We start from the raw sequence: 13046 nt of genomic DNA, 5'->3' as shown, positions 1-13046 counted from the left end.
CCTGTAGGTTCGACCGTAATGTCGGAAGTCTGCTCGACGTGCGGACTGCCCCAGGAACTCTGCGTCTGCGAGGACGTCGCGAAGGAGTCCCAGCAGATCAGCATCCGCATCGACGAGCGCAGGTACGGTAAGGAGGTAACGGTCATCGAAGGATTCGACCCGAAGGACGTCGACCTGAGCTCCCTCTCGTCGGATCTCAAGTCGAAGTTCGCCTGCGGCGGCACCGTCGAGGACGGCGCCATCGAGCTGCAGGGGAACCACTCGGGCCGCGTGGAGGACTTCCTCCGCGACAAGGGCTTCAACGTCGCGTGACCGTCACCTGACCGTCCGCCGTCGAGCGATTCACGGATCCGGTTTTTCGAACGATCCCGTCCGGCGAGCCGCGGCTCCGTGAGCCGAGGCGCTCCCGCGAGCCGCGGTGTGCGCCCCGCGGTCTTCAAACGAGCAGCGCCGCCCGGCCGACGACGAACGCGGCCGCCGCGAGGAAGGTGCCGTACTTGAACCGTCGCTGCGCGCTCGCCGGGTCGCCGAACCCCTCGTAGCAGGCGTACAGCATGACCGCGTCGGCGACGGCGACGAGCAGGAGGTAGACGCCGCCGAAGGTGCCGGCGAGGTAGGGCACCGGGCTCGCCGCGACGGCGACGAGGAGGGCGGCGGCGCCGACCCACAGCGCGCGCTCCTCGCCGACCGCGATCGGGAGGGTGCGGAGCCCCTCCTCGCGGTCGCCGGCCACGTCCTCGACGTCTTTGATCACCTCGCGGGTGAACGTCGAGAGCCCGGCCAGGAGCGCGAGGACGACGACGTCACCCGGCGCGCCGACCGCGGCCCCGCCGAACAGGAACGTCGAGCCGACGAGGTAGGAGACGAGCGCGTTGCCGAGCCCGGGCGTTCCTTTAAATACCGTCGTGTAGGTGACGAGCGCGACGAGGTTGACGGCGGCGATGGCGATCGCCAGCGGCGGCAGGAGGGCCGCGAACGCGACGGCGACGAGGAACCAGACGGCGGCGACGGCGAGCGCGCCGCGCGCCGAGACGGCGCCGCGCGGGATCGGGCGGTCCGGCCGGTTGACGGCGTCGATGTCGCGGTCGAAGTAGTCGTTGATCGCGTTGCCCGCGGCGACCGCGAACGCGGTGACGACCGCGGCGACGGCCGCGGGGGCGACGGCGCCGCCGACGCCGGCGACGAACGCGCCCGTCCCCGTGAGGACCGCGGCGGCGACGCAGTTCGCCGGCCGCGCCAGCTCCGCGACCCCGCGCGCTGTGTCGTTCACGTCGTCTCCGTCCACCGCCGCGCGGCACATAAACGACCCGGGATTCGAGCCGGGCGATCGCGCCGCTCGCTCTCCCGAGGGGGATCACGGCCCGCGATTCTCTCGGCTCGGAATCGGCCACGAACGTTTATGAAGTGCGGAATGAAACGAGGGTGTATGGCTAAGGGCCTTGACGTCGGCACGATGAACATCCTCTCCGGACGACAGGAAGGCGCGGAGACGGTGTTCGTACAGCAGCGGAACTCGTTCGTCGAGATCGAGTACAGCGACATGGCCGAGCAGATGCTCTCTCGCAGCGACGTCCTCCACATCCGCAAGGACGACAAGGTGTACGTCGTCGGCGACGACGCCTTGAACTTCGCGAACATCTTCAACAAGGAGACGCGCCGCCCGATGCAGCACGGAATCCTCTCCAGCGACGAGGCGTCCGCGATCCCGATGATCAAGCTCATCACCGAGCAGGTGGTCGGCGAGCCCTCGAAACCGAACGAGCGGCTCTTCTACTCCAGCCCGGCCGACCCGATCGACTCCGGACTGACGACGCTGTACCACGAGAAGACGCTGGAGTCGATGCTCGGCGACATGGGGTACGACCCCGAGCCGATCAACGAGGGGATGGCGGTCATCTACTCCGAGCTCGCGGACAACAACTTCACCGGCCTCGGGATCAGCTTCGGCGCGGGGATGACCAACGTCTGTCTCGCCTACTACGCGGTGCCCGTGATGAAGTTCTCCATCGCCCGCGGGGGCGACTGGATCGACGAGCAGACCTCCCAGGCCACGGGGACCCCGGTCGACAAGGTGACGAGCATCAAGGAGGACGACTTCGAGCTCGACTTCCGCACCGACGTCGGCGGCGTCGAGGGCGCGCTCGCCATCTACTACGAGAACCTGCTCGACTACGTCATCGAGAACATCACCCGCGAGGTCGACGAGGAGGACGTCGAGGAGGGGCTCGACGTGCCCGTCGTCGTCACCGGCGGCACCTCCAGCCCGAACGGGTTCAAGGACCTGTTCGCGGACCACCTGGAGGACGCGAACATCCCGTTCTCGATCAGCGGCGTGCGCTCGGCCGAGGAGCCGATGTACAGCGTCGCCAGCGGCGCGCTGGTCGCGGCCCGCTCCGAGGAGGGCGAGGCGGCCGACGAGGGCGCCGAGGAGCCCGCGGCCGAGGAGGCCGCGCCCGAGTCCGAGGACTGAACGATCGCCTCCCGACTCCGAGCGAACCGCACCCCCTGACCCCGCCGCCCGACCCCGATTTTTCGATCCGTGAGGACGCGCCGAACAGCTAAGCCGACTGCCGACCGACTGACCGTATGGTCGAAGTCGCGGGCGACGACGGCGATCGACGACTCCGCGTCGACCTCGAGGTCGACCCGTCCGGCGATTGGGACTGCCCGATCGTCTCGCAGTCGGAGCGCGCGGGCGACGTCACCGTGAACGCGGTCGGCGACGAGTGCACGGTGGAGGTCCAGCCCGCCGGCGAGGAGGGGATCCGCCGGGACCGCGGCGAGGTCACCGACGACTGCCTCTGTCGCGTCTTCCAGGAGTTCGGTTACGTCCCGCACGTGCGGCGGGCCGACGAGGGGACGGTGCTGGTCACGTCGTACGTCGACGACCGCGACGCCGTCCGCGAGGTGGTCGCCGCGCTCAGAGAGCGGCTCGACCGCGTGCGGCTGGTCCGGCTCGCCGTGGTCGCGGGCCCCGAGTCGACGGAGCAGGCGACCGTCGACCTGTCGGCGCTCACCCCGAAGCAGCGGGAGGGGATGGAGCTCGCCGTCGTCCGCGGCTACTTCGACGCCGACGCCGACGTCTCGCTCGGCGAGCTCGCCGACGAGGTCGGGATCAGCAAGTCGGCGCTCTCGCAGCGGCTCCGGACCGCGCAGGCGAAGCTCGTCACGGACGCCTTCGAGGGGGTCGACGACTGACCGCCGGTCGTCTCGGGCGCACCGGAGTGCCATGGGTCCGGCCCGATCAGTCCGCCGCCGACCCGCCGCGGATCCGCCGCAACGCCTCCGCGCCGTCGCGCTCCGCCTCCGTGAGGTAACACTTCGGATCGGGCGCGAACGGGTCGCCGTGCGCCGAGAGGGCGCGGAGCCGCGAGCCGCCCCGACAGACCCCCTTGTACGCGCAGTCGGCGCACCGCCCGGTGAGCCGCTCCTCGCGGTTACGGAGCCCGGCGAGGAGCGGGTTCGACTCGTCGCTCCAGATGGCGCCGAACGAGCGGTCGCGAACGTTGCCGGGCGAGTACCCCTGCCAGAACTGCGTGAGGTGGACGTTGCCGACGGGGTCGACGTCGGCGACGCGCTCGCCGGTCGGGTCGCCGCCGTTGCGCCGGAGGTGGTCGTAGATCAGCCGGGCGCGGTCCGTCCCGATCTCCCGGTCGGCGTACTCGACGAGGTGGCCGGCGTCGGCGTAGTTGCCGACGAGCAGCGTCTCGATCTCCTCGCCCGCCGCGTGGTACTCGCGGGTGAGGTCACAGAGGTCGGTGACCGCCTGCCGGGTCGCCTCCGGGCTCAGGTCCACGTCGGCGATCTCGGCGCCGCGCCCGCCGTAGTCGAGGTGGTAGAAGCAGAAGCGGTCGACGCCGACGTCGACGAGGAGGTCGACGACGCCCGCCAGGTCCTCGACGTTGTGCTCGGTGATCGTGTAGCGGAGCCCCGTCTTGAGCCCGACGTCGAGACACGCCTCGATGCCTCGGACGGCGGCGTCGAACGCCCCCTCCTCCCCGCGGATCCGGTCGTTGCGCTCGGGGAGCCCGTCGACGGAGACACCGGCGTACTTGAGCCCCGCCGCCTTCAGCTCTCGGGCGTTCTCGCGGGTCAGGAGGGTCCCGTTCGTCGAGAGGACGGGCCGGATCCCGGCGTCGTCGGCGTAGGCGACGAGCTCCGCGAGGTCCTCGCGGACGAGCGGCTCTCCCCCGGAAAAGAGGAGTACCGGCACGCCGAACTCGGCGAGGTCGTCGATGAGCGCCTTCCCCTCCGCCGTCGACAGCTCGTTCGGCGCTCCCTCCTTGTCGGCCGCGGCGTAGCAGTGCTCGCAGTAGAGGTTACACCGCTTCGTCGTGTTCCAGACGACGACCGGGCGGCGCTGCTTGTCGTCCGTGATCTGCGGTTCCTTCGACTCCGCCGCGGCGTCGTACCGGAGCCCGTCGCTCTCGGCGTCGAGCCCGCAGAGGAGCTTGCTGACCGAGATCATCGGTCGCCCTCCGGGGACGGAGCGTCGTCGCGAGCCGGATCGGGGTCTCTCCCGTCCTCGACCGGCGCGCTACCGCAGGCGACGGTGGGCGTCCCCTCGGTCTCCTCGTAGACGCGCGGCTCGACGTCGCCGTCCGGAGACGCTGCGTCGTCGGAGGGGGTGGGCTCGCCGTCGGTCTCCCGACGCTCCGCCGCCAGCGACTCGGCGGAGTACCGGTGCGTCTCCTCGGCGGGGCAGACCCACACGTCGCGGGCGTACCAGGCGAAGAGCTTGCTCGCCTCCTCGTGCGCGACGTCCGGCGTCGGCGCCGCGACGGTGCCGACGTGGCGGAGCGGGTCCGCCTCTTCCTCGCGGACGAACACCTCGAAGCGTCGGCCGTCCGCCGAGCGCGGGCCGCCCGATCCGGCGGTTCGGTCCGTCTTCTCGACCATACCCCGCGTAGGACCGACCCACCGAACCCGCTTTCGAGGGTTCTCACGGGGGCGAAACCCGCCCGAACACGTTCGGATCCCGGACGAGTAAACCGTATGCAGATATAGCAAATCTCGATCCGCGGCCGAACCCGCGAGCGAGACGCACACAGATCCGACCGCGATCGAGGAGTTCGGCCGCGACGGGGTCGAAATCGGTCTCACACCGCTCGGCGCGGACAGCGACGCACCGGGGCCACCAGTTATGTCCGGCCGCCGCCTAGCGGCCCCCATGCGCGAACTCGTCTTCGCCCTGGAGTACGAGCCGGGGCGCAACCGGGTGGCCGACGCCCTCGCGGCCCACCCCGGGACGCGGGTGCGGTCGCTGTCGCTGCACGCCACCGACGACCACCTCTGGCGTGTCGACCACGCGACCGGCACCTCGGACGCCCTCGCGGCCGTCGAGGCCGCCTTCACCGACGGCGACTACTACGCCGACTGCCTCGCGACCGAGGACTGCGGCGCGACGCAGACCACCCGCGTCCTCGACCGGACCGACGACACCCTCGTGCTGTACACCGACTGGGAGCCCACGCCCGTCTGCGCGTCCGTCCCGCACATCGCCCGCGATCACCTCGGCGACGGCGTGCTGTTCGAGACCCGCCACGAGGGACGCCACTACACCTGGCGGCTCATCCACTCCGGCGAGGGCGACGTGGGCGCCTTCTTCGACGCGCTCCGGGACGCCGTCGGCGACGCCGCCCGAACGGAGCTGCTCAGGACGGCGAACGCCTCGGCGGGCGACGAGACGCGGGGCGACGCCGGCGGCGTCGGGCTCTCCCCCGAACAGGAGGCCGCGCTCAGGGCCGCGGTCGAACACGGCTACTACGAGTCGCCGCGGGCGGTCGACGCCGGCGAGCTCGCGGCCCACCTCGACGTGCCGCGGTCGACGCTCACCTACCGGCTCCGCCGGGCCGAAGAGCGGTTGGCGAAGGCGCACGTCGCCCGGTCGGTCGCGGGCGACGCCGCGCCCGCGTCGTTCGACTGACGGGCTCGGAGCGGCCGACGAGTGCCTTGGAAATTTCCAACCAAGGCTTATCGATACGAGGCCCCTCCCTCGACGTAATGAGTGACGAGCCGGACGGACGCGGAGACGCACAGGGGGACGAGGCCGTCGATACCGGCGCGGACGGCGGACGACGCGAGCTGACCGCCGAACTCGCGGTCCCAGAGATGGACTGCCCCTCATGCGCCGGGAAGGTCGATAACGCCCTCGGGCGCCTCGACGGGGTGACCGACGTCGCGCTCAACCCCACCGCCGGGACCGCGACGGTCACGTACGACGCCGACCGCGCGGACGAGGTCGACGTGGTCGCCGCGATCGAGGGCGCCGGCTACGAGGTCACGGGCGGCCGGTCGAACGGTGACGGGTCCGCCGACGGCGAGGGCGGCGGGGACGCCGACGCGGGAGCCGGCGTCGCCGTCGCGCCCCCCGCCGAGGTCTGGACGACGCCGCGCGCGAAGAAGACGTGGCTGGGCGCGGTCCTCGTGGTCGCCGGGCTCCTGTTCGAGTTCGTCCTGACCGCGCAAAATCCCGTCGTGGCGAGCGTGCTCGGCGCGCCGCTCACGCTCGCGGACGTCCTGTTCGTCGGCGCGGTCGCGGCCAGCGGGATCCCCGTCGTCCGCGGCGGCTACTACTCGGCGCTGAACCGGAGCCTCGACATCGACCTGCTGATGGGGACGGCGATCCTCGCCGCGACGGGGATCGGCTACTTCGTCGAGGCCGCCACGCTCGCCGTCCTCTTCAGCGTCGCCGAGCTCCTGGAGGACTACGCGATGGACCGCGCCCGCGACTCCCTGCGCGAGCTGATGGAGCTGTCGCCGGACGAGGCCACCGTCAGGCGAGACGGGAGCGAGACGACCGTCCCGACCGACGACGTCGCCGTCGGCGAGACCGTGATCGTCCGGCCGGGCGAGAAGGTCCCGCTCGACGGGACGGTGACCGAGGGCGAGAGCGCGGTCGACGAGTCCCCGATCACCGGCGAGAGCGTCCCCGTCGACAAGGCGGTCGGCGACGAGGCGTTCGCGGGGTCGATCAACGAGGAGGGGTACCTCGAGATCGAGGTGACCTCGACCGCGGGCGACTCCACCCTCTCGCGGATCATCGAGCTGGTGCAGGGCGCGCAGGCCGAGAAGACCGAGACGGAGCGGTTCGTCGACCGCTTCGCGGGGTACTACACGCCGGTCGTGGTCGTCCTGGCGATCCTCACCGCCGCGGTGCCGCCGCTCGTCATCGCCGACCCGGTGACCGTCGACCTCGCCGGCTACCCGTTCGTCTTCGCCGCGGACTGGGGGACGTGGTTCGTCCGCGGGCTCACGCTGCTCGTGATCGCCTGTCCCTGCGCGTTCGTCATTTCGACGCCGGTCTCGGTCGTCTCCGGGATCACCAGCGCGGCGAAGAACGGCGTCCTGATCAAGGGCGGCAACCACCTCGAGGCGATGGGCGAGGTCGACGCCGTCGCGCTCGACAAGACCGGGACGCTCACGAAGGGCGAGCTCGCGGTCACCGACCTCGTCCCGCTCGGCGACGCCGACGAGGCGACGCTGCTCCGGCGGGCCGCATCGTTAGAGCGGCGGAGCGAACACCCTATCGCGGCCGCGATCCGCGACCGCGCGGAGCGCGCTGAGGTGACCGACGGCGCGGAGCCGACGGACTTCGAGAGCCTGACCGGGAAGGGCGTCCGCGCGGAGATCGACGGCGAGACGTACTACGCCGGGAAGCCGGCGCTGTTCGAGGAGCTGGGCTTCGACCTCTCGCGCGCCCGCGCCGAGACCGACGGCGGGGTCGTCGCTGAAGGCGGTCCCGACGCTGCCGACACCGCCCCCGGCGAGTTCGCCGAGGGGGCCCTCGACGCGCTGGAACACGAGGGGAAGACCGTCGTGCTCGTCGGAACGGCGAGTTCACTGACCGGGGCGATCGCCGTCGCCGACGAGGTGCGGCCCGACTCGAGGCGGGCCGTCGAACGCCTCCGCGAACTCGGCGTGGAGCGCGTCGTGATGCTGACTGGCGACAACGAGGGCACGGCGCGGGCGATCGCCGAGTCGGTCGGCGTCGACGAGTACCGCGCCGAGCTCCTCCCGGAGGAGAAGGTGGCGGCGGTCGAGTCGCTGCAGGCCGCGTACGGAGAGGTGGCGATGGTCGGCGACGGGATCAACGACGCCCCCGCGCTGGCGACGGCCGACGTCGGCGTCGCGATGGGCGCCGCGGGCACCGACACCGCCCTGGAGACCGCCGACATCGCGCTGATGGGCGACGACGTGGCGAAGCTCCCGTACCTCTACGCGCTCTCGCACACGGCCAACGGGGTCATCCGCCAGAACGTCTGGGCGAGCCTCGGCGTGAAGTTCCTGCTCGCGCTGGGCGTGCCGCTGGGGCTGGTGAGCGTCGCCGCCGCGGTCGTCGTCGGCGACATGGGGATGAGCCTCGGCGTCACCGGCAACGCGATGCGGCTCTCCGGGATCGAGCCCGAGTCGTACGAGTAGCCGGCCGGCGCGAGGTCGGCGACCGCAACGCGGACCAACATGAACTATTATTAAGGAAGGGCGTCTCGGGGGAGACGTGCCACCCGTAGTACACGACTGACGCAGGCTCGGAATCGGCGGCGCCGCGCCCCGAGGGTCCGAGTACGCGCGAGACGAGCATCGAAGAGGAGACGCCGGACCGCGACGACGACCTGCCGACCGCGGCGGAGGCGATCGCGCAGAGCGCAGCGGCGTTCGACGCGACGGACGACGGGCGACTCCCCAACGGGATCGACCGATGGAACGCCTACGCGGGGTCGTGTCACGTCGACGACTGACCGCCTCCCGGTCCGCGGCCGACCCGTCGGTTTTAATCCGCGAAGCGACTACCGTCGAGCGGCCGATGACGATCCACCGCTCCGAGCTGCCTCGGCACCAGCGATGACGAGCCCTATGAGTACCGAGGCCATCGCTCTTCGACGCGGACAGTTCCCGGTCACTCGTCGGGACGCTCGTCGACGTCGACGGAGTCCGCCAAAACGGCGTTCAGAGCCGCGCCGGCGAGGAGCACCAGACCGCCGACGTACAGCCACGTCAACACCAACAGGACTCCGCCGGCGACGCCGTACAGCCTGACGCTTTGGGAGGTCGAGATGTACAGTCGGAGACCGACGGCGCAGAGCGCCCACGCGACCGCGGCGAGCGCCGCCCCCGGAAACGCCTGCGAGAGCGTGGTCTCCGGGGCCGAGAACCGGTAGTACATCGGCAGAAATCCGCCCAGGAGCACGAGGCAAAGCAGCGGGGCGCTGACCGCCCTGACGACCGAGACGTCCGTCGCGACCGTCAGCGCGACCACGAGCAGCGAAACGGCGGGGACGACGACGATGATCGTCGCGAACACGATCAGGCTGTCCAGGACGGTCTCGAGCAGCGAGTGCTCGTGGCGCACGTTCTGAATCGTCTGGAACGACACGTTGATCGCCTGCACCAGTCGCAGCGAGCTCCACAACAGGATCAGGCCGGCGATGACGACCGCCCGTCGTCGGTCCGCGTCGTCGCCGACGAGCGAATCCAACGAAGCGGCGAGCGCTCCGGCGTCGACTCCGGACACGGCCCCGAAGAGCTCGACGGCGGGACCGAGCCACCCGACAGACGAGAGGCCGATAAACGCGAACAACAGCAACGGTACGAGGGAGTTGAACAGGTAAAAGGCGACGCCCGAAGCGACGATGCCGATCTCGTTTTCCCGTGCGACCGCGACGACCGCCGCCGCGAGCTCTCGTACCGACGCGCGGGAGAGGCCTTCCGCGTCGTCCGGTCCCGACGGCTTCATGCGCCGACGGAGGCTCCGTATTCAGTCATCGAGCACGTCGAACGAGGATCGGGGCCTCGCGGTCGACGGCGGGCGTCGATCGACCGGTGTCGCGAGTGACGCGGTGTCCATGCGGGTAGTGGCGGGGACGATCGGTTAGTTATACTGTTGCAAAATCCCCGAGGCGTCAGTAATTCACGACTGGAGGGCCCCGGTCTCTCCGCGGGCCGCGAGCGTCCGGACCGGTTTTTTTCCGTGTCGCGAGTCTCGTTTCGACCCGAGACCGTTCGGGCTTCCGCTCAATTTCGGCCCGTTCGATCGACATATGTTCTCCGTTACTGACCTGTAGCAGGTGATTACTAAAGCGCATCTGCCGAGATCGACCGACAGTGAGACTCGTTCAGGTCTTCGTTCCGAGTGACGACCGCGACGCCGTCAGAGAGACGCTCTCGGAGATGGACGTGGAGTTCGTCTTCACCGACGCGAACGGTCGTCGAGACGGGTATCTGGCGGAGATTCCGGTCCCGTCGGCCGCCGTCGACGTGGTCCTCGACCGGCTGTACGACGCGGGACTCGACGAGGACACGTACACCGTCGTCACGGACCTCGAACGGGCGACGGTGCCCAACGTGGACGAGTTGGAAGACCGGTACGTCGAGGGGCCGAAAGGGAGGCGAGGCGCCCCGAACGTCGAGATCCGTGAGCGCGCGGAGGACCTGACGCCGGACACCGCGACCTACCTCGCGTTCGCGATCGCGAGCGCCGTCGTCGCGGTCGGCGGGCTCCTCTTGGACTCCGCCATCGTGATCGTCGGTGCGATGGTGATCGCCCCGTTCGCCGGGTCGACGCTCTCCGCGAGCGTCGGCGCCGTCGTCAGCGACTACGACATGGTCGTCGACAGCGCCACCTCACAGGTGACCGGGCTCATCGTCGCGTACCTCGGCGCGGTCGTGATGAGCGTGTTCCTACAGCGGAGCGGGTTCGTCCCGTCGACCTTGGACGTCGGGACTATCGGACAAGTGGGCGCGTTCGTCACTCCGAACCTCCTGACGTTCGCTATCGCCGTCTCCGCCGGGTTCGCCGGTGCGCTCGCGATCGCGACCGATCTCCCCGTCTCCCTCGCCGGCGTCGCCGTCGCGGCGGCCATCGTCCCCGCGGCGGCCGTGGCCGGCATCGGCACGGCCTGGGGCCAGCCGCTCGTCGTCGCCGGCGGAACCGTCCTGCTCCTGATGAACATCGTGTTCATCAACCTCACCGCGTACCTCACGCTCGTCGCGCTCGGCTATCGCTCGTCGGTCATCCGCACCGTCCGGGAGAACGCCGCCGTCTCGCTGCGATCGGGGGCGTTCGCCGTGATCGTCCTGCTTTTCGCCGTCGTCGTCGCGGTGACCGCCGTCGGCACGTACCAGCACCTCGTCTTCGAGCAGGAGGCGAACGACGGGGTCCAAACGGTCCTCGACGGCGAGGAGTACAGCGACCTGGAGCTCGCCGAGGTCGCGACCGAGTACAACGACGCGGGCGCCTTCAGCGACGAGGTCGCGGTGACGGTGACCGTGGGGCGCTCGAGCGATCTCGAATACGAGGGACTGGCGACCGATCTCCGGGCGGAGATCGACAACCGGACGGCTCGGTCGGTCCGCGTCGACGTGCGGTTCGTCGACTACCAGCGCGCGCCGGCCACCGGCGACGCCGAGCGGGGCGCGTGGTGGCCGTTCGACGAGTGGAGACCGTCGCTCGACCGGTGGGTGCCGGTCTCGGCGAGGCCCTCAGTCGCGTAACCGTCGCCAGAGGCTCCGGCACTTCCGGCGGAGCTTGGTGAGGAGCGACCCGATCCGACGCGAGCCGGTGAGGAGCCGCAGCGCGCGGATCGAGCGACCGGCACGGAGCAGTCGAAACGGCCGGAACCACGGGACTGCGGTGAGGACGAGCAGCCAGTTCGAGCGGACGAACTCCGCCGGCCCGCTGTCCGACCACCGATAGAGGAGCGCGAGGTCGAGGAGGAAGACGACGAGGAGCCACTGCAGCGCGCCGCGGATCGCCTTCTCGGTCCGCCCGGAGACGACGAGCAGATCGGCGCCGACCGCGAGGTCGGCAACGAACAGCGCGATCCAGGCGATCGCCGCGAGCTCGACGAACGGCGGCCACCAGCGTTCGGCGTCCATCTATCGGCCGCCGGGCAGTCGGGGTTCGAACCGCGTTCCCGGGCCGACCGCGGGCCTCGCGGTGCCGAGACCCGCGTTCGCGGTCTCTCTATTTCCGCTCGCCACCGTCGGGGGCCCTCTCAGAGCAGCACCGAGATGATCGCCAACACGAGGAAGACGATGACGAGCCACTTCGCGGCCGCCATCGACACCCCGGCGACCCCGCGTGCGCCGAATATCGCCGCCACGATGGCGATGACGAAAAACACCACCGCCAGTTCGAGGAAGTCGCCCGAGAACTGGAGCGGCGAGACGTCGATCCCCGACGACGCCAGGTGGCCGACCGACGGTGTGAGCGCGGTGACGTCCATACGGGGAGTGACGGGGCCGCTCGATTAGTTATGAGGGTTGCAAAGCCGGTAAGGTCGGCTTACTCGGCGGATGGGCCGGGGAGCGGGCGAGCCGGAGCGACGGGCAGAAGTTGCGACTGATGGTGATGCCGACCCACGATCGGGAGGGGGTGTCACGATACCTCATCGGGAGCGTCACGGAGAAGGTCGTCCGTCTGTCTATCGTCTCTGTCCTCACAGCGCGGATGCAGCCCGACGAACAACTGGTGTTCCCCTACGAGAACATCCTGATCCCGACTGACGGGAATGCCGGTGCGGCCCATGCTGCCGAGTATGGCCTCTCACTTGCAGCGGTTCTCGATGCGACTGTTCACGTGCTGTCTGTCGTCGACGATACGTCTCTGGGTCTGGACGTTCGCTCCGCGATTTCGGGACATGAACGTGAGCAGGTTGCGACCGACGCCGTGGACGACGGCTACGTTACCGAAGAGCGTGCGAGTAAATCACCCCGCAATGAAAATAACAGATCCAGATCATTTTCCTGGAGCCGTGCAAGGACGACCTGCGCCAGCGAGAGCGCGACGTTTACCATCAGTGGGGCTGGAAGCTAGGGTTACTTGATTGTCGTGTGTCCATACGGGAGCACCTCGTTCTATCTATTAAAATCAATTAAAAAATTCAAAACGTGTGGGCTAAATGCGACGGTGTTCAGTCTCGTACAGGCAGTTGAACAGCTCGGCGTCGCACCTGAACACACTCAATTCGAGGGGTTCGGACGATTGGAACGTAGGATCGAGCATCTGGACCCGGGAGAGAACCCAAATTCTATGTAATCGCCAAGCA

12 protein-coding genes and 1 pseudogene are annotated in these 13046 nt (G+C 69.6%); 7 read left to right on the top strand and 6 right to left on the bottom strand.

The window, feature by feature from the left end; genetic code table 11:
* Window positions 1-18 precede the first annotated feature (18 nt).
* Window positions 19-312 (top strand): stress response translation initiation inhibitor YciH, encoded by a 294-nt coding sequence (gene yciH, locus B4V04_RS13360; RefSeq protein ID WP_004596695.1) that lies wholly within the window; start codon window positions 19-21, stop codon window positions 310-312.
* A 124-nt stretch (window positions 313-436) separates the two neighbouring features.
* Here yciH and B4V04_RS13355 read toward each other — a convergent pair whose 3' ends face one another.
* Window positions 437-1270 (bottom strand): geranylgeranylglycerol-phosphate geranylgeranyltransferase, encoded by an 834-nt coding sequence (locus tag B4V04_RS13355; protein WP_498232244.1) that lies wholly within the window; start codon window positions 1268-1270, stop codon window positions 437-439.
* Window positions 1271-1426: 156 nt separating this feature from the next.
* Between B4V04_RS13355 and B4V04_RS13350 the strand changes: the two genes are divergently transcribed.
* Complete coding sequence (locus B4V04_RS13350; protein ID WP_498232243.1) at window positions 1427-2470, top strand: disk-shape morphogenesis protein volactin; 1044 nt, start codon at window positions 1427-1429, stop codon at window positions 2468-2470.
* 116 nt (window positions 2471-2586) lie between these two features.
* Window positions 2587-3198, top strand: coding sequence for a helix-turn-helix domain-containing protein (locus B4V04_RS13345; protein WP_498232242.1), 612 nt, complete (start codon window positions 2587-2589; stop codon window positions 3196-3198).
* A gap of 46 nt (window positions 3199-3244) precedes the next feature.
* On the opposite strand, the gene B4V04_RS13340 is transcribed toward B4V04_RS13345, so the two are convergent.
* Both B4V04_RS13340 and B4V04_RS13335 read right to left on the bottom strand, forming a co-directional pair.
* Window positions 3245-4468 carry a TIGR04347 family pseudo-SAM/SPASM protein gene (locus B4V04_RS13340; protein WP_498232241.1) on the bottom strand — a complete coding sequence of 408 codons (1224 nt, stop codon included), beginning with the start codon at window positions 4466-4468 and terminating at the stop codon, window positions 3245-3247.
* Complete coding sequence (locus B4V04_RS13335) at window positions 4465-4899, bottom strand: Htur_1727 family rSAM-partnered candidate RiPP (RefSeq protein ID WP_498232240.1); 435 nt, start codon at window positions 4897-4899, stop codon at window positions 4465-4467. Before B4V04_RS13335 ends, B4V04_RS13340 begins: the two co-directional genes overlap by 4 nt.
* Before the next feature lie 271 nt (window positions 4900-5170).
* Here B4V04_RS13335 and B4V04_RS13330 point away from each other — a divergent pair, with 271 nt between their 5' ends.
* Window positions 5171-5926 carry a helix-turn-helix domain-containing protein gene (locus B4V04_RS13330; RefSeq protein ID WP_498232239.1) on the top strand — a complete coding sequence of 252 codons (756 nt, stop codon included), beginning with the start codon at window positions 5171-5173 and terminating at the stop codon, window positions 5924-5926.
* A 77-nt stretch (window positions 5927-6003) separates the two neighbouring features.
* Window positions 6004-8421 (top strand): heavy metal translocating P-type ATPase, encoded by a 2418-nt coding sequence (locus tag B4V04_RS13325; RefSeq protein WP_498232238.1) that lies wholly within the window; start codon window positions 6004-6006, stop codon window positions 8419-8421.
* Window positions 8422-8896: 475 nt separating this feature from the next.
* On the opposite strand, the gene B4V04_RS13320 is transcribed toward B4V04_RS13325, so the two are convergent.
* On the bottom strand, window positions 8897-9733 hold the full coding sequence (locus tag B4V04_RS13320) for a YihY/virulence factor BrkB family protein (RefSeq protein WP_498232237.1): 837 nt from the start codon (window positions 9731-9733) through the stop codon (window positions 8897-8899).
* Window positions 9734-10101: 368 nt separating this feature from the next.
* Here B4V04_RS13320 and B4V04_RS13315 point away from each other — a divergent pair, with 368 nt between their 5' ends.
* Complete coding sequence (locus tag B4V04_RS13315; RefSeq protein WP_498232236.1) at window positions 10102-11490, top strand: DUF389 domain-containing protein; 1389 nt, start codon at window positions 10102-10104, stop codon at window positions 11488-11490.
* On the opposite strand, the gene B4V04_RS13310 is transcribed toward B4V04_RS13315, so the two are convergent.
* Window positions 11479-11874 carry a hypothetical protein gene (locus tag B4V04_RS13310; protein WP_498232235.1) on the bottom strand — a complete coding sequence of 132 codons (396 nt, stop codon included), beginning with the start codon at window positions 11872-11874 and terminating at the stop codon, window positions 11479-11481. The two genes, B4V04_RS13315 and B4V04_RS13310, sit on opposite strands and share 12 nt — an antisense overlap.
* Before the next feature lie 119 nt (window positions 11875-11993).
* Window positions 11994-12224: a DUF1328 domain-containing protein gene (locus B4V04_RS13305; protein WP_498232234.1), complete on the bottom strand. Its 231-nt coding sequence runs from the start codon at window positions 12222-12224 to the stop codon at window positions 11994-11996.
* A gap of 116 nt (window positions 12225-12340) precedes the next feature.
* On the opposite strand from B4V04_RS13305, the pseudogene B4V04_RS13300 reads away from it, so the two are divergent.
* Window positions 12341-12694: pseudogene (locus tag B4V04_RS13300) on the top strand (universal stress protein); the annotation flags it as partial.
* Between the last annotated feature and the right edge of the window lie 352 nt (window positions 12695-13046).

Source organism: Halorubrum sp. B52 (assembly GCF_059752555.1).
This window is presented reverse-complemented; position numbering and strand designations above follow the sequence as displayed.